The 16,480-nt window shown below is 63.4% G+C and carries 18 protein-coding genes; 8 read left to right on the forward strand and 10 right to left on the reverse strand.

Features of this window, described 5'->3' with window-relative positions; genetic code table 11:
- Positions 1-32: 32 nt before the first annotated feature.
- A complete protein-coding gene (locus GN300_RS11515) occupies positions 33-473 on the forward strand; it encodes a PAS domain S-box protein (RefSeq protein WP_003943598.1) in 441 nt (146 codons plus the stop codon).
- Between the two features lie 6 nt (positions 474-479).
- Here the strand turns inward: GN300_RS11515 and GN300_RS11520 are convergent, their stop codons facing one another.
- On the reverse strand, positions 480-1,106 hold the full coding sequence (locus tag GN300_RS11520) for a TetR/AcrR family transcriptional regulator (RefSeq protein WP_003943606.1): 627 nt from the start codon (positions 1,104-1,106) through the stop codon (positions 480-482).
- Positions 1,107-1,157: 51 nt separating this feature from the next.
- Between GN300_RS11520 and GN300_RS11525 the strand changes: the two genes are divergently transcribed.
- Positions 1,158-2,129 (forward strand): sugar nucleotide-binding protein, encoded by a 972-nt coding sequence (locus GN300_RS11525; protein ID WP_037126088.1) that lies wholly within the window; start codon positions 1,158-1,160, stop codon positions 2,127-2,129.
- On the opposite strand, the gene GN300_RS11530 is transcribed toward GN300_RS11525, so the two are convergent.
- From GN300_RS11530 to GN300_RS11550, 5 genes are all read right to left on the reverse strand, one after another.
- Entirely contained in the window at positions 2,076-3,368 is a 1,293-nt protein-coding gene (locus GN300_RS11530) for a YcaO-like family protein (protein ID WP_030535883.1), read from the reverse strand. The genes GN300_RS11525 and GN300_RS11530 overlap by 54 nt on opposite strands.
- Positions 3,365-4,705: a YcaO-like family protein gene (locus GN300_RS11535; protein ID WP_030535882.1), complete on the reverse strand. Its 1,341-nt coding sequence runs from the start codon at positions 4,703-4,705 to the stop codon at positions 3,365-3,367. The genes GN300_RS11530 and GN300_RS11535 overlap by 4 nt, the downstream gene beginning before the upstream one ends.
- The gene (locus GN300_RS11540; protein WP_063315296.1) at positions 4,698-6,128 is read right to left on the reverse strand and encodes a CocE/NonD family hydrolase; all 1,431 of its coding nucleotides are present in this window, start codon (positions 6,126-6,128) and stop codon (positions 4,698-4,700) included. Before GN300_RS11540 ends, GN300_RS11535 begins: the two co-directional genes overlap by 8 nt.
- A complete protein-coding gene (locus GN300_RS11545) occupies positions 6,125-6,937 on the reverse strand; it encodes a hypothetical protein (RefSeq protein ID WP_063315295.1) in 813 nt (270 codons plus the stop codon). The genes GN300_RS11540 and GN300_RS11545 overlap by 4 nt, the downstream gene beginning before the upstream one ends.
- Before the next feature lie 94 nt (positions 6,938-7,031).
- Positions 7,032-7,220: a streptamidine-related RiPP repeat protein gene (locus GN300_RS11550; protein WP_047272767.1), complete on the reverse strand. Its 189-nt coding sequence runs from the start codon at positions 7,218-7,220 to the stop codon at positions 7,032-7,034.
- Between the two features lie 92 nt (positions 7,221-7,312).
- On the opposite strand from GN300_RS11550, the gene GN300_RS11555 reads away from it, so the two are divergent.
- The 5 genes from GN300_RS11555 to GN300_RS11575 all read left to right on the forward strand — a co-directional run bounded on the left by GN300_RS11555 (position 7,313) and on the right by GN300_RS11575 (position 12,172).
- Complete coding sequence (locus GN300_RS11555) at positions 7,313-8,572, forward strand: MFS transporter (RefSeq protein WP_063315294.1); 1,260 nt, start codon at positions 7,313-7,315, stop codon at positions 8,570-8,572.
- Positions 8,573-8,656: 84 nt separating this feature from the next.
- Positions 8,657-9,724, forward strand: a complete 1,068-nt coding sequence (locus GN300_RS11560; protein WP_063315293.1) for an iron ABC transporter permease — start codon at positions 8,657-8,659, stop codon at positions 9,722-9,724.
- Positions 9,721-10,515 carry an ABC transporter ATP-binding protein gene (locus GN300_RS11565; RefSeq protein WP_042453274.1) on the forward strand — a complete coding sequence of 265 codons (795 nt, stop codon included), beginning with the start codon at positions 9,721-9,723 and terminating at the stop codon, positions 10,513-10,515. Before GN300_RS11560 ends, GN300_RS11565 begins: the two co-directional genes overlap by 4 nt.
- Positions 10,512-11,492 carry an ABC transporter substrate-binding protein gene (locus GN300_RS11570; protein ID WP_063315292.1) on the forward strand — a complete coding sequence of 327 codons (981 nt, stop codon included), beginning with the start codon at positions 10,512-10,514 and terminating at the stop codon, positions 11,490-11,492. Before GN300_RS11565 ends, GN300_RS11570 begins: the two co-directional genes overlap by 4 nt.
- Entirely contained in the window at positions 11,489-12,172 is a 684-nt protein-coding gene (locus tag GN300_RS11575) for a SagB family peptide dehydrogenase (RefSeq protein ID WP_063315291.1), read from the forward strand. Before GN300_RS11570 ends, GN300_RS11575 begins: the two co-directional genes overlap by 4 nt.
- A 1-nt stretch (position 12,173) precedes the next feature.
- On the opposite strand, the gene GN300_RS11580 is transcribed toward GN300_RS11575, so the two are convergent.
- From GN300_RS11580 to GN300_RS11595, 4 genes are all read right to left on the reverse strand, one after another.
- Positions 12,174-12,458: an SHOCT domain-containing protein gene (locus GN300_RS11580; protein ID WP_063315290.1), complete on the reverse strand. Its 285-nt coding sequence runs from the start codon at positions 12,456-12,458 to the stop codon at positions 12,174-12,176.
- Entirely contained in the window at positions 12,455-12,907 is a 453-nt protein-coding gene (locus tag GN300_RS11585; protein WP_007735911.1) for a DUF6325 family protein, read from the reverse strand. The genes GN300_RS11580 and GN300_RS11585 overlap by 4 nt, the downstream gene beginning before the upstream one ends.
- 3 nt (positions 12,908-12,910) lie before the next feature.
- On the reverse strand, positions 12,911-14,557 hold the full coding sequence (locus GN300_RS11590) for an MFS transporter (RefSeq protein ID WP_050657053.1): 1,647 nt from the start codon (positions 14,555-14,557) through the stop codon (positions 12,911-12,913).
- A 68-nt stretch (positions 14,558-14,625) separates the two neighbouring features.
- Positions 14,626-15,873, reverse strand: coding sequence for a hypothetical protein (locus GN300_RS11595; RefSeq protein WP_042920625.1), 1,248 nt, complete (start codon positions 15,871-15,873; stop codon positions 14,626-14,628).
- Positions 15,874-15,891: 18 nt separating this feature from the next.
- Between GN300_RS11595 and GN300_RS11600 the strand changes: the two genes are divergently transcribed.
- The gene (locus GN300_RS11600; protein WP_003944177.1) at positions 15,892-16,479 is read left to right on the forward strand and encodes a DinB family protein; all 588 of its coding nucleotides are present in this window, start codon (positions 15,892-15,894) and stop codon (positions 16,477-16,479) included.
- Position 16,480: the final 1 nt, after the last annotated feature.

Consider the following 16,480-nt stretch of genomic DNA (forward strand, 5'->3'; position numbering starts at 1 on the left):
TTGTCGACTCGGGCAACTTGAGAGGACGTGTTATGGAACGCCGCCGCAACGTTGCGCAGCCGCCACAATCGCCGATCGCGGATCTGGAGCAGATGCCTGCCCTGATTCTCCTCGACAGGCTTCCGGTGCCGGTCATGGCCGTTCACCGCGACGGCAGCATCGTTTTTGCCAATCCGTCCTTCGCTGACATGCTGGGATATCCCAAGAAGGCCGTCTCGGCGTTGCGTTTGCAGGACATCCTCTACGACAAGGATGCCGACGACGTCAGTGCAGAGCAGGCCCATCGTGAACTGAGTTCCGAGCCGGGCTCGGTCAAGGAGTTCGTGCACTCCGACTCCACGTTGGTGCGCGCGACGGTCAGCCAGTCTCTGCTCCGACGGGACGACGACACGATCACCCTTGCCGTCCTCCACGATCTGACGGAGCGCCTGTGGAACAACCCACGGCACATCGACGACAAGCCCACCAAGTAATCCCAGCTACTTCCGGGATTTGACGGTTCGGTCCAGGCCGAGGGTGGCGGCAAGGGTGTTGACCACCCATTCTTCGTACTGTTGGCCGGTCCAACCCGCGCCGACCACGAGGTCTGTATAGGTCTCGGGACTGAGCAGCGTGAGTGCGACGTTCACAGCTGTTTCGAGGTCGACGGTTGGCGCTTTTTCGACGATGCCGACCATCAGATGTTCCTGCACAGTGCGTCGCTGAGTGCGGTTGATTTGCCACAGACGGGCGGCGTCCTCGTCGGCGGAAGCGGCGGCCCGCAGTGCCAGGAGGATATCTGCGGTGCGTTCCAGAATGAGCCGTCCGTGGTGAACCTGAATCCGGAGTTGCCCGAGTGGATGTGGGGCGCCGAGTGCTGCCGCCACCCACGGACGGTCGAGAGTTGCCGTCTTTTCCTCGTCGCCCGCAACGGCCACGTCGAGCAGTGCTGACAGCACGCTCGGCTTGTTGCCGAACACAAAATAGACACTCTGCACCGACACGCCCGCCGCCGCGGCAAGCTGCTTGATCGTGGCGGCCGCGTAGCCGGGATCGACAAAAACCTCACGCGCTGCCTCGATGATCTTGCGCCGCGCCGACGTGTCTTCCCGAAGAACCTCAGTCATGATTAGAGTCTAACTCTAGAGTCGAACTCTAGCGACTCGGGAGGCGAAGTAATGACGAAGGTTCTTGTACTCGGTGGCTACGGTGCCGTCGGGATTCCCCTGATGAAACAACTCGCGAAGGTCCCCGAAATCTCCGCGTACTCCGCCGGCCGTGACCCTGCCCGCGCGGACGTCGTCGTTGATCTTAAAGAACCAGGCGCGTATTCGACTGTGGTTCGAGACTTCGATGTCGTGGTGAATGCCTCGGGTTTCGAGGATGTTCGCCTGGCCGACGAAGCGGTACGCGGTGGGGCGGCATTCGTCGACGTCACGGCGACCTCGAACTACTGCGAAGAACTGGAAGCGGTCGACGGACCCGTCCTGATGGGCGTCGGATTGGCGCCGGGATTGACCAGTGTCCTTGCCGCCGAGGCGCATCGACTCGGCGGGGGACCCGTGGACATCGTGATCGGCCTCGGCGGCGGAGAACTACACGGACCGGCCGCGACGGCGTGGACGTACGGAATGTTGGGCACGAGGTTTCCTGATCCCGACGGACGATCGATTCGCAACTACACCGGGATGAAGACGTTTCGAATACCGGCCGATGCGACCGGCTACCGCACCGGTCCTGCTGTGCGGGCCGACTTTTCGGACCAGCATGCGTTGACGCGAGACCTCGGTGTTCCGGTCAGGACGTACCTGCGATTGGACACGTCCACCGCGACGCTCGGACTTGCGGCCATGACGTGGGCACCCGCGCTACAGAAGGTCGTGCCGAAGAAGCTGTGGGGCTCGGATCGTTGGGTAGCGATGGCCCGAGCGGATACCGGCCCGGCGCTGTGGGTTTCGGGGCGTAGCCAGTCGGTCGCGACGGCAGCTATCGCCGCGCGCGCCGTGCAGGTGATTCGGGATGCCGCGATCTCGAAGCCGACGTGGTTCCACGCGGTGGAAACCACCGAGTCGTTGCAAGCGGCGGTTCCCGAACTGTCAGTGCGGCAATGGGATGGTGCGAGCCGATCGTCCGGCAAGACTGTCCACTAGTCGGGGCGAGCCGAGAAACGGCAATCCGGCGGCCGCATTGGTGAGACAACCGGGTACGACGACGCGGACGACGTGCAGGCCGGCGTGGAGAACATCAGTTGTGGTGAGATCGACCCATGCCGGCCGGAAACCGGCTGCCGTCAGAGCGCTTTCGGTGCCGGCGGCTGATGTCAGAGAGTCGAGTCCCACCTCGCCGACGACGGCACCGACCAGCTCACTCTCGAATCGTGCTTGGATCTCCGGGTCCAGGTGAAGTTGCAAGTGGCATCCGTAGTCCATCACGTCGGCAAAATCCGATCGGTAGGCACCTGCATAGCTTCGGTCAGCTCGCCAAGGCGCAAGCGGACTGGTCGGGGAGGCCGCGGCTCGACCGATGCCGCTCTGCGGGTTGTCGTAGTCGGCGGAAAGCAGCTGCAGCTGAAGCGCTTCGCCGAGTGACTTGAACGCAGCGGTCTGGGCGTCTTCGTGGCAAGCGGTACCCATGGTCGAGTATCCGGTCAGTCGGTCGCAAACCAGGGCGCCCAGGACGGGGATCTCAAAATCACTCTCGAATGAAATCCACCTGGTCGAGAGGCTGTCGTGATTGCCCAGTCGAAGAAGCGCCTCGGGCATGCCGGTGACGACCCGAACACCACGCCGCCCGGTCCAGGACAGCGTCATCGCGTCTCGTTCGACTATCTCGCGCAAGGCATTGTCGATTGCGAACTTCACCGAGGGTCCGGCGGCGAGACCCGCCTGAGCTACCGGAGAGATCGCCGGACCCGTCCGGGCGACGAAATGAGGATACGAACCCCAGACGAGTTCGGCCGGTACCCAGATATCCGAACCCGTGATCAGGTCGGCTCCGCGAGTCCAGTCCATCTCCAGATCGTCGGTTGGTTCGACGAACGGGAACTGTGGCCGCGCGTACTGGGCGGCGTCGAAACGCGCGAGTTGTGACAGGTCGATGCTTGCTCCGATCAAGGCATCGGCCGACCCGCGGACGATCGGTTTGGCGACGATGTTGCCGCAATATCGTTCCACCGCTTCGCCTATCGCAGCTGCGGTAGGCCGTGCACGGTTGCCCAGATCGAAGCAATATCCGGCGCCGGCCGAGTCACTGGACCAGGGTGAAAAGCGTGCTGAATCACTGACATACGAGTGAATCAGCTTGAACTCGGGCGGAAAGTGCTGGGGAACAACGGCGTCGACCAGCTCTCGAATGATCCCAGTTCGGCGGTCGACGAGCGAAGATGTCATGCGAGGGGGACCGGCAGATGCAGATGGGTGGTCGATGCGCTGGTCAATCTGCTACCTCCAAGAAGGGGAAAGGCTGCCGGGGCGTTGTTGTACAGGCCCGGAGTCAGGACGCGGACGACGTGCAACCCGGCAATCGAGATGTCGCCGGTGGTGAGATCGACGGAAATCGGCTGGTGTCCCCGTGACGTCAGAAACGCTACGAGAGAAGCCAGATCCAACGGCGCTTCGTCGGGAATCTTTGATACCGAAAGTGTTTCGGTGTAGTCGAAGAGATGTTCCTCTGCGGCCAGAGCCATCGTGGGATCAAGATAAAGTTGGGCGACGGTCGGCAGATCGACGACGTCTTTCCATTGCGGATCGAACTCGTTCCGGTAACGACGGTCGGCCCGAAAGGGTTTGTACAGGTGCGCCGGCAGCGTTCCGTCCGCCACGCTGCGCCAGGTCGGCCCGTCGGGGTCGGCGAGGTCGATCGTGATGGCAAGTACGGCATACGCCTCGACAAGCGCCTTCGAGACTGCCGCCTCCACCGTCGGTCGACAAGCTGTGCCCAGCGCGACCAGTCCACGTCGGTCATCGCGGATCCACGCTGCGGCGACGGGAATGCCGAAGGGGGAGGGAAGCAGCAGCACTCGAACGCTCCGGGTCTGGCTCTCCAGATCTCCGAGTTGGCGGTGCGCAGGCAACCGCTCCCAGTCGGAAAGCTCGATCGCCGGCTGTGACCGGTCCCCGCACCACCACAGCGCGGTGGCATCGCGTTCGAGAAGTTCCAGCAGAGCTGACATCTCGGCCTCGTCGCGTGAGCGTCCCGCTGCGATTCCGGCGTACTGCAACGACGCGATCGGTGGCTCGCAGCGACGGGTGCCTGTGTAGTACCCGAGATAAGTCAGGGCCGCAGGCACGTAGGTGGGCACCTTTTCGTCCATGGTGTGACCCAATGCCCAGCGAATGTTCAGATCAGAGGTGAAGGGAACAAAGGGGAATCCGGGAAGGCGGTACTGATCCTCGCTGTACAACGCAAATTCAGCGGGATCGACGACCCGTGAGCCGGCCAGTTCCAGCGCTGACGCACTGCTGCGGACCAGATCCTCGGGGACCACGTTGCCGCAATATCTTTCGACGGCCTCACCGGTTGCCGCCCCGCGGGCCGCTGCATCGTCGCGTATCGAAGCCCCGAATCCGTAAGGGTCCGCGCGAAACAGTGAACCGCTGCCGCCGAAGTTTCTGGTGTCGGCCACCCTCGCGGCCCAACCGACCCAGCCTGTCGGCATGTCCGAGCGAATGTGTGGTTCCAGTGAGGTCAGCACGCCGCTCCGGTCGTCGACCAGCAAGTCATCCACCGGCAGTTCCTCCGCGTATCGGCAGGGTCAACGACCCGGAAAATGATTGGTGCAGTGCGGTACTGCGTGTTCCTCGATAGCGATCACCGTCTCCGAGATTGCGTGCGAGTCGTGGGAAGTCCGAGCCGGCGATCCGCAGCGTCAAGACATCACCCGCGCGCACAGTGTGCAACACGGGATCGAGATCGATGGTCAACGTGCCGGAGCAAAGGCTGACGCCGGCCCCACGAGCGATCGACCTGGTGACTCCGGCGCTATCGACGACGCTCAGCTCGACGATCCAGTCAGCTTCGCCCTCGGGTGAATGCACTTTCAGCTCCACCGATGGTGTTCCGGAGAGTACGGAGTCGTGCTTGATATCGAAAGTCAAGACAACACAGTTGTTTCGGTCCCGTGAGGCGTCATACAGGAAGCTGTGGGCTGCGTCCTTCCGATCTGGTTCGAGATGAACGCGATTCGCACCCGTGACAAACGGTTCGGTCGACCATTCGCCGACACCCCGGTCGAATACCCGATTGATGGTCAGGGGCCGCGCAGCGAATACCGATTCCATCCACTCGACCTGAAGGCGGCCGAAACTTGTCTCGCCGACCCTTCCAGGGCGGAGGTCGTGCGCCCAGGGGCCCACGATCAAACTCTGCGGCCCGCGCCCCACGGACGTGAAGTGCCGCAGTGTCTCCCGAATCATCGCATCGTCCCAACCGCCGATGTGCAGCCCGGCGATGTCGAGTTCGGAGAGTTCGTCCGCGGACACCAGATCATCGCCACCGAAGTCTTCGCGTTTACGAGCGCGAAGGATCGGCGTCAACCAGCCCGGTGAATCGGAGGTCAGACCAACCTCCTCGATCATCGACTGCACCGGGAGATGTTCCAGCAAAGACGAATCCGAGCGCATCAGGGCAGGGATGAAACCCTCACGAGAGGAAGACGAATCTCCGTGCTCGCCCCACCACGCCAGATGCTCGGCGAGGAGAAGTATCCCCGAGGGATCACGTTTGACGCGGTCGCTTCCGATGGTCGGCACCTTGGAGACGACGCCGTCTACACGAAATGACCGATCGGCGCTGTTGGTCTCGGTAGCAAATGCCCAGGCGGTTCCGGCCGCATACGAAGCCCCGCTTGCGATGACGCACTCCGGTGTCCACGGCTGATCCTGCAGCCACTCGGCCAGGGCGGCGCTGTCCTCGCGCTCGTGGACGTAGGGTTCCCAAGATCCGGTGGAATCGTGCCGTCCACGTACGTCCTGACAGATGAAGGCAATTCCTCGCAATCGCCATTCGATCCCCTCCGCCAGATGCCATCCACGCCCGTACGGGGTGCGGATCACGATCAGTCCCCGCGGTGAAGAATCCGGTGGGAGAAGCACATCCGTAGCCAACGAAGAACCGTCTGCTGCCGGGATCTTCACGCCGAGTGAGATCACCGGAGCGTCGGCGCGGGTTCGAGAACGCCGCCGGGCAGTGGTAGCACGGGATGGCGAGTCATCATGAGGGTTCGCGGATTCATCCGGATCTGGTGGTGAAGGTGTGATGGCGGTGCGCCATGTACACCAGCCACGACGTCCGAACATGCAAGCGCACTGGCCATTGCGGCTGCGGTGGGTTCAAGTTCGAGCGGGCGAGGTTCGCTGCCGGCGAGGTGATTCCACAGTGCCTGCAGATGATCCGGGACGCGCGACGCGGCAAGCCGTCGACCGCAGACGTCCCGGTAGCTTGCGCTGCCGATACCGTCGAAGAAGGGTCCGATGCAGATCTCACCCAGCTCCGCGTGGACGCGTTGCCACGGTGTTTGGTTTCGGCGGCACCAGGTATCGAGTTCCGACCACTCGTCGTGAGGAGGAGCACCGGCAACCGACAGTACGAGGTCCGACGACGCAATGTCGTCTTCGATTGGCGCAGTGGTGGATACGACCTCGAGATGCGGAAGAGCCTTGGAGAGCAGGGCGATGCAAGCATCGGCAACGGGCCCGATCCCGTCCATCAGCACACGCTGTGGGCGCGGAATCTCTGGCACTTGACCTGGAACAGCCAGCACGCCGCGAGAGACGAGGGCGTCGGCGATCTCGATAGCTCCCGGGCCGAGCACCGAACCAGAGCGCCTGAGAAAGTTGTCGAGTTCCGCGAGGTCTTCGGCCGGCGCGCCGATCGTGACCGCGTTCTCGTCCGGTGTCAGGTAATGCCAAACACGGTCCGTGGTCGGATACAGCTGGTGTCCGTCGGCGAGGGCGTACACGGATCTCCTTGTCGGTGCCCGCACCCGACGAGTCGGATGCGGGCGGGGTCATCGGCAGATCAGACTGTCGAAACAGTCTGGATCAGGGGAGGTTTCAGCTCTGGAAGCTGAACGGGTTGTCGACGAGGGCGTTGGTGCCCACACCCTGCAGGGCGTGTGCGGACGTTGCCTCGGCAACCGGCTCGAAGGTGAACGGGTTGTCGACGAGAGCGTTGGTGCCGACGCCCTGGAGTGCATTGGCCGGAGCCGAGTTGGAGATGCTGTCGAACGAAATGTTGCTCATTGTCATCCCTTCCGTAATGGAAACCATTTCCATTACGATGCCACCGTACGAAAGATCGCCACGGAGAGCAACAGGTACAAGAGAGTGCATACATGAGCGAGACCCCGACGACGGGATCCGTCGAAGCGCAACCACATGTCTTTCGGGACAGATCGTTTCGATTGTTCTTCACGGCTCGTACGATTGCCGTAGCCGGTGCGGCGGTCACCGGAGTGGCCATGCCGATCCTGGTGTTCGACATCAGCCGGTCTCCGTTTCTCTCCTCGCTCGCGGCTGCGGGGACGGTTCTGCCGTATCTCGTGTTCGGCTTGTTCGCCGGCGCCGTGGCAGACCGAGTCAACCGGCGGACGGTCATCCTGTGTGCGCAGGCCCTAGCTGCACTTGCTTTGGCGAGTATTCCGGCAGCGCAGGCACTCGGCGTATTGACGGCGTGGCATGCCGTCGGCGTATCGATCTGCATCGGAACGTGTTTCGTGTGGTTCGACGCCGCTGCTTTCGGAGCGCTGCCTGCTCTGGTCGGTCGGCAGAGGATACCGGCGGCCAACAGCGCGCTGTGGACGTCCAGCACGCTGATCGATGTTGTCTTTCCGGCGATAGCCGGCGTGCTTGTGGCCTCGATCGGCCCGGCCTACGCATTGGGTGCTGATGCACTGGCTTACGTACTGGCCGGGCTGGCCATGGCCTCGATCGGAGCCTCGTTTTCGATGACTCCTGCGGCGCCGAAGAAGTCGGGAACCGGAATTGCGCGTGACATACGCGAAGGCCTCAACTTCCTCTGGCAGTCGCCGCTTCTGCGGGCCTTGACCGGCGTCGGCTTCGTCAATTCGCTGACGCAGGGTGCGGTTACGGCGCTCCTGGTGGTGTACGCATCCGAGAGGCTTGGGATTTCGACGTCGAGTCCGATGATCGGCGCCGTGTGGACGGCCGTCTCCGTGGGTGGAGTGGTCGGGGCAGTCTTGCTCCCACGCCTACCGGCGCAGTGGCCGGTCGGGGCGATCACGGTCGGGGCGCTGACCATCGGCCCGGTGGTGCTGTTCGTCGTTGCGACAACCGGCAATACCGGCGCCGCGATCACGGCGCTCGTCGTCTACTCCGGCTGTGCGACCGTCACCATCCTCAATGGCATCGGTGCACGTCAGCGCCTGACTCCAGATCGTCTGCAGGGGCGCGTGAACACCACGGCGAGGATGGTCGCCTGGGGTGGTTCGCCGGTCGGCGCCTTGATTGCCGGGGCAATCGCAGGACGCTGGGACATCGGCACCGCCTACCTCGTTGCGTGCATCTTTGCGCTGGTCGGGGCGCTCTTCGCGTGGGCGAGCGCGCTGCGGACCGACCCTTATCCGCACAAATGAGCATGTGACTATTAATGAAAACGACTGTCGTTATGGTTAGATCCACCTGTTCATGACTGCGAACCCCACCGACTCAGGAGTGCGATGACGCTGACCAGCGAGGCAGCACCACGAGTGCCGTCGCGTCCACATCCCGTCGGCGAGCGCGGGTACGTCCCATTTCTGTTGGCCACGGCGGTTGTGCTTGTCGCGGTCTCCACCGTCGCGGTGTGGTCGGGTGCCGCGTCGGTGTCCTTTGCCGACGTGTTCGCGGTGTTGTACGCACACGTCGGCGGTCCGCCGGTCGACCCGTTGCTCGATCGGATCGTGTGGGGATTGCGGGTACCGCGCATTCTGATTGCGGCATTGGCGGGCGCCGGGCTGTCGCTGGCCGGCGCCGTGCTGCAAGCGTTGGTGCGCAACCCGATTGCCGATCCGTACATTCTGGGCGTGGGTTCCGGAGCATCCTTCGGTGCAGTACTGATCATGACGACCGGCATCGGCACCGGCCTGTCGATCGGTGTTCCGGTGGCAGCCTTCCTGGGGGCCATGGTTTCCCTGATCGCGGTTCTCGTACTGGGTCGGCGAGAGGGAATGCTCGTCCCGCTGCGCATGGTCCTGGCCGGAGTTGCCATCGGCTATCTGCTCTCGGCTGCAACAAGTTTTGTGCAGTTGCGCGCCGATCCGAGTCAGCTTTCGGGAGTGCTCTTCTGGTTGCTGGGCTCGGTGAGCGGGGCCAGTTGGCCGGATCTCGGTGTGCCCGCCGCGGTGATCACCGTCTGTGCGGCAATTCTGTTGACACAATCGCGCCAACTCAACGCGTTGGCCATGGGAGACGAGAGCGCGCAATCGGTCGGCGTGGACGTGCGCCGTACCAGGTTGCTACTACTGGTGATCGCGTCGTTGCTGACCGCGGTTGTTGTATCCGTCGCCGGGGGAATCGGTTTCGTGGGGCTGCTCGTGCCGCACGCCGTACGACTTCTGGTCGGTTCCGATCACGGCAAGCTGCTCCCCGCGACCGCGTTGGTTGGTGCCACCTTCCTGGTGATTGTCGATCTTGCGGCTCGGATGTTGGATGCGCCCAACGAATTACCACTCGGGATCATCACCGCCGGATTGGGTGCACCGTTCTTCCTCTGGTTGCTTCGACGGGACGGCGGTGCGCAGTCATGAGATTGTCGGCCAGCGGAATTCACGTCGTTCGGGGCGGACGCCTCGTGGTTTCGGGTGTAGACCTCGAAGCGCCCGAGGGAAGCGTGGTCGGACTCGTCGGACCGAACGGCAGTGGAAAGTCCTCCCTCCTGCGCGCGTTGTATCGCTCGATGAAGCCTCGAAGCGGAATCGTGAAGGTGGACGAGGTGAATGTTTGGGACGATCTCTCGCCTCGATCGGCGGCACGCATCATCGGTGTTGTGGGGCAGGAGCATTCATCCGATTTCTCGTTCAGTGTCCGCGAGGTGGTTGCAACGGGTCGGACGCCGCATCACAGCGCGTTCTCTCGACTCGGCGAGATCGACCGAGACATCGTCAGCGCCGCACTGGTGCGAACCGGCATGCAGGGCTTTGGATCACGTCTCTTCGCCGAACTGTCCGGCGGAGAAAAACAGCGTGTGATGTTGGCCCGGGCAATCGCTCAACAACCGTCGGTGCTGGTCCTGGACGAGCCCACCAACCACCTCGACATCCGTGCTCAACTCGAATTGATGGAATTGGTCGCCGAACTCGGTACCACGACGATTGTCGCGATCCATGAACTCGCCTTGGCCGCAGCGTATTGCGACTACGTCTGTCTGCTCTCCGGCGGGGTAGTTGTCGCGACAGGACCGACGGCCGAGGTCCTCACCGAGGACCTGCTGTCCGAAGTATTCGGGGTTCAGGTGCATCTCGGCACTCATCCGTTGACCGGGCGCCCCCTGCTCTCGTTCGCCCCTCCGCTCCTACACACGAAAGAAGCAGTGTCTTGAAATCCTCGATACGTACTGCCGCGCTGTTGTGCTCGGCCGTTACCGCCACCGCAGTACTGACCGCATGCGGAAACTCCACGGCGGATTCGGCGGCGTCGTCGTCCGAGAAGATCACCGTCACCAATTGTGATCGCGAGGTCACGGTGCCCAAGACGGCGGAGCGGATTGTCTCGCTGTATCCGTCGATGACGGAACTTCTCATTCAGCTCGGCGCCGCCGACCGCATTGTCGGACAATCGAATACCGACCTCTCTCCTCCCAGCCCCGAACTCGCTGATCAGTTCGCGGCCGTGCCGGTACTGAGCACCGGAGTTCCCGCGAAAGAAGCATTGCTCGACGCCCGTCCGGATCTGATCGTCTCCGACGGGGAATACTGGTTCGACGGTGACCGATTGCAGACCATGGACGAATTGCGTGACCTCGGCATCCCGATCTTCGTGAACAGCGGCTACTGCCACAAGGCCGTCACCGAGGGGCGGATCGACGACGTCTGGTCCGACCTCGACGGTCTCGGCGCCTTGACCGGAACTAGTGACGCGGCAGCAACCCTCCTGGCCGACGGCAAGAAGTCCCTCGCAGCAACCGAGGCATCTGTCGCCGGGCAGGAGCCGGTTCCCACTGTGATGGTTCAGGTTTCGGAGGGACAGTCCTATGCTCTGGCCAGGGGCCTCTACAGCAGTGTGCTCGAGGCCGCCGGGGGAAGCAATCTTTTCGAGAACGACCTTCCCGACGGAAAGTACTTCGGCCAGGTAGCCACGGAATCGGTGCTCGCGAAGTCGCCGAAGGCTGTCCTCGTCGTCTACTCCACCGAGTCGGCTCGGGAATCCACCCTGGATGCTGCGCGGACGGCATTTGCCGGAACCCCCGCCGCGGCGTCGAATGCGATCTTTGCCGTTCCGGAGGCGTGGTTCGCCGGCGAGTTGGTCTCGATCGACGGGGCCGGCGAGGTGTCTCGCCTGCTGCACCCGGGTTCGTGACCGCACTCGAGCGAATCGAGGCCGTCGTATCGCTGCATGCAGTGTTGGACCGGACGGTGAGTCCGTCGGAGCTACCGTTCGACGAGCACGCACTGCCGCCGGTGACGTGTGAATCCGTGGAACTGCCGGCCGCGACGCCACTGCCGGCCTGCAGGTTCGCGGACGTCTTGCAGGCACGACGGAGCCGCTACGACCCCGCACAGACGGTACTCCGAGCAGGCGAGCTGTCAAACGTGTTGCACCACAGCCTTGTCAGCAGCCCGACGGCGGGCGGGATGCGCGAACTGACGCTGTCGTTTGTTCTCAGCCGACCCGGAGACGAGCTCGGAGTCGGGGTATACCGATATGCCCGAGGCCGTGCCGAAGCTGTCCGGCCAGGCGACGTGCGAGAGCACCTTCGAGCGAGCCTTCTCCAACCCGAGTTCGTCGACGTGTTCCCGGTTCTTTTGTTTGTGGTCGCCGACGTGGAAGCGCCGCTCGAGAAGTACGCGATGCGGCACTACCGCACGATGCACGTGGATGCCGGTGTGCTGGTTCAGAATCTGTACCTCGTGACCGAGGCGATGGGACTTGCGGGCTGCGCCATCGCAGGATTCACGGATACGCGAGTGGCATCTCTGTTGAATCTCGCGACGACGCAGCTTCCCGTCATGGCCTTTGCCCTCGGGCGGCCCAGCTAGGTCAGGCGAGAATACGTGCCTTCTGGGTCTCGAACTCGGCCTTGGTCAATACTCCCGCACTCTTGAGTTCGCCCAGCTTGGTGAGCTGTTCGAGCTTCAAGTCCATCGATGCTGCCGGAGCTGCCTGCGGTGGCAGGGGTGGTAGATCGGGAATCGGCGGCACCGGCTGGGCCTGCGCTGCGCGAGCCTGATCTTCGGCGGCCCAACGGGTCCGCTGACGGCGCTGAACATTGCCGTGAATGGAGCTTACGACGGCTACCCGGCCGGCTCGCCTCAAGAAACTCATGCGTCCTTCTCCGTATTGCCTGGTGCGGTGTTGTCGAGTGCGGTGGCAAGTTCGTCCAAGCTCAGGTGACCTTCGGTGACAATCTTTGCGCCGCTGCGTGTCCACGCGTCGATCACCGGCAGTATGGCCAGTTCCTCGTAAACGAGCACGGCGGCAACACTACCGGTGGCCAACTCGTCACCAACGGCGGCGATGTCGCCGGCGTCGAGCAGTCCGGAGGCTGCGCCGTCGAACTGCGCCAGATCGAAATCTGCGAGTTCGAAGGTCGATGCCGGTACGACGGCCACTGATCCATCGGCGGCTTTGGTGACGAACTCGAGGTCGAGGATGCGGATCACGCCGGAGTCGACGAGAGTGAGCAGCTGCTCGAATCCTGCGGAGGTCGGTGCACCGCCGGGAAACTCGACGGCAACGTATTCGATCGGACCGAATTGGTCTTGGTTGGACATCGGTTACTTCTTGCCCTTCGTGGGTTGCGGTTCTTCCAGAGCAGGTACTTCGTCGGGCATGCGGCCGGCCGGAATGATGGCGAGCAGGGAGAGTCCGGCGAGGACGAGTAGCGAGGTTCGCAGGGCGCGCAAGCGCGCTTCGGTGTTGATCCGGATGGCTTCGTCGATCTGTGCTTGTGTCGCCGAGGTGTTTTCGAGCGTCACGACGAGTTGATCGTTGGGGACGAAGTTGACCTGGTCGAGATTGATCCCGGACTCGACCTTGAGTGATGCCGGGATGGTGGGGTTGTCGATCAGCTGCGAGCTGACGAGGGAACCAAGGATTCCGACGGCGAAGACGCTGGCCACCGCGATGCCGACGCTGCCGGACATGTTGTGTACCAGTCCCCGCCAGGCACCGACGTCGCCGGCCAGTTCCTTGGGAGCTGCGGTGAGGAGGGTGTTGAACACCAGCGCAACGATGGCGCCCTGCCCGAGGCCGAGGGTGATCAGTCCGATGACGACAAAGATCTGATGCCAGTCGCCACGAATGGTGAAGGCCAACAAGATGAGTCCAGCGGCAACGACGACGAACCCGGCTCGTGCGATCAGACGCGGGGAGTACGTCTTGTACAGACGCGCGACGACGGTGCTCGCGATGAAGATCGAAAGTGTGTACGGGATGATCGAGAACGACGTCTGCAAGCTGCTGCGGCCCTGGATGATCTGCATGTACAGCGGAATGAGGAAGTTGGCCGCGGTTCCCACGAACATCATCGTCGCCATGCAAATCGTGGTGGCGCGCTCGGCGCCGGTCTTGAGGACGTCGAGGTTGAAGAGCTGAGGCTTGTTCTGCGCCTTGCGGCTTCGCGTCCACTGGAAGAATCCCTGCGCGCAGATGGTGCCGAGGACGATCAGGATGGCCGCGGGTGAAACACCGATGACCGAGAACGGCGCAGCGTCGGTGGCCAGGATGACGCCCCACGAGTTCAGGCCGCTGAAACCGAAGCTGAGCAGGATGACGGCAACGGCAGCAATGGCGGCGCCGGCCCAGTCGATGGTGATGTCCTTCTGCGGGGGAACAGGTTTGACCCGGAAGCTCAGGATCAGGTTGACCACCGCGAGAGCCACGACGAGGGCGAACGAGTATCGCCACCCGATCGTCGTCGCGAAGGAACCGGCGATGAGCAGCGCCAGCACACCGGCCGCCGGGATTGCTGCTGCCAGGTAACCGATGGCCTTTGCCTGCTGATCGCCACTGAAGTTCGTGGCGATGAAGACCGTCAACGCAGGAGCGATGAGGGCGATCACGGCGCCGGATGCAGCTTGGGCCACGAACAGCATTGCCGGGCTCTGACTCAGGGCGACCGCGGCCATTGCGAGGCCGTGAATCGCGACGGCAATCTGGAAGACCAGACGCGTTCCGTAACGGGCGCCGATCTTGGCCCCCAACAGAATGAAGGCAGCCATGGCGAAGGTGCCCGCGGTGATCGCGGTGCCGACACTTGTTGCGGGCGTGTCGAGATCGGTGGTGATGCCGGCCATCGAGACGGTCAGGGCGTTGACGGCGAACGACGCCTGAATCTGGGTGAGGACCACCACGATGAGTGGTAGCCAGGAGGCGGTGCTCACGGCGGCCGTTGTGGCGGCCGCGCCAGGCTTTACGGACATGATGGGTCACGCCTTCCTCGACACTGCGTGTACTCGCGACGTGCCCGGATCAGCCACGCACGGCTACATTAGCCGGAATTGTGCTGAATGGTCGCCTGCAAGTGGTTGGTTTCTTCGCGGTAGACCACCATCTCCCGGTGCAAGGCGCGACGGAAGCGCGGTTGCTCGGCCAGGAGTACGGCCAGCACGGTCAGCAACAGCCACGTCGCGGCCGCGCTCGCGAGGAGCAGCAGGACCGGAATCCACGGACCGCCCATCTGCTCGAGCAGCGTCGTCTTTGCCCAGACGCGCCAGTAGAGCATCAGATTGACGATCAGTCCGACACCGTACGAGATGACGAAGGACAGCAGGAACTGCTTCCACGTGCCGTCGTGGCGCCGCGCCGTCATCGGTTCTGCCCGCAGCGGCAAGCTCACCGACATCACGTTCGCGACCCCCAACCAGAGCAGGATCATGGTCAGCACCTGGCCGCACGCCTTCACCAGGTCAGCACTGCTTCCGGAGCGCCACGCGAGGACGGCGCTGAGCAGGAACCCGGCGCTGCCGACGAGGAGCAGCATCACCGCGTTTTTCGCGACGAGCACGTGCCAGAGCCTCGTTCCACCGGACAACGCAGCGCGCACGCGGCCGGCGTCGAAGCTGAGCGCATTGGTGCACACGACGCTTCCGACCACACCCGAGAGTGCATACAGCGCAAGGTAAGGCAGTCGATCTTCCTTGGTGTCCCACTGGAAGAGGCGAATGAATGCCAGGTACGCCAAGCCCATTCCGAGGCTCAGCCCCAGCCGAAAAGCGATCGACCGAGGCTTACCACTCACCACGTGCCGTGCTTCCTCACGGATCCGTGAGCCGAGATCCTGCACGTGCCGGACGACGGGGTTGCCCGAGTTCAGCGGGACGTAACCACGGATCGCGGCGGCGACGGTATCGGTGTCACCGGCATCGAGCGCGGCGACGCGTGCTTCGAGAACCGCAAGGTGGGCGGCGCGCAAGGCTATCCGTGCGGTGGTAACCGCGGCGACGGCGTCGGCCTCGGCCTGCGCGGCGGTGCCGATGCCGGCGTCGGCGGGCAGTGGCGGCTGCAACGTCGTGATCAGTTCGAGTTGGCGCGCCATGTGCGGCGACGGTGACAACCCGCTGTACGACGGTCGGCTCAGCGCTGATCGTTCGTCGTCGAGCGAATCACGGACGGCCGCGGCAGCCTTGCGGACGGCTGCCGGGTTGTGCCAGCGCACCGACCGGGCGTCACGCTCGGCGGCGACGGCCCGGGAGGCAACCTCGGTCAGATCCTCGACCGCTGTCAATGTCTGCTCCACTCGGTTTAGGTTGGTTTCATGACCACCAACTCGGAAAAGGAAGATCTCCAGCGGTACCTGCAGGCAGCACGTGATGCGCTCGTCTGGAAGCTCGACGGGCTGTCGGAGTATGACATTCGGCGTCCGATGACCCGGACAGGGACCAACTTGTTGGGACTGGTCAAACACATGATCGGCGTCGAGCTCGGGTATTTCGGTCCGACGTTCGGCCGTCGGGTTCCCGATCTCCCCGCGTGGTTGCGTTCGGAGGAACTCAACGTCGACATGTGGGCCCGCGCCGACGAGTCCACTGCCGACATCGTCGAAACCTATCGCCGCACCTGGGCTTTCGCCGACGCCACGATCGAGGAGCACGATCTGGACGCCCCCGGCTTCGTGAAGCACTGGCCGGAGGATCGTCGCGACGTCACACTGCACCGGATACTCGTTCACGTTGTCACCGAGATCCATCGGCACGCCGGCCACGCGGACATCGTGCGGGAGCTGATCGACGGCGCCGCTGGGATGAAGGCGGGCGACAACAATCTGGCTCCCGGTGATGAGGCGTGGTGGGCCGAGTACACCGACCGTCTGGAGACGGCGGCACGCGAGGCCCACCACGCCTGAA

The organism is Rhodococcus sp. Ni2, from assembly GCF_021352185.1.
GTDB classification, from domain to species: Bacteria; Actinomycetota; Actinomycetes; order Mycobacteriales; family Mycobacteriaceae; genus Rhodococcus_F; species Rhodococcus_F qingshengii.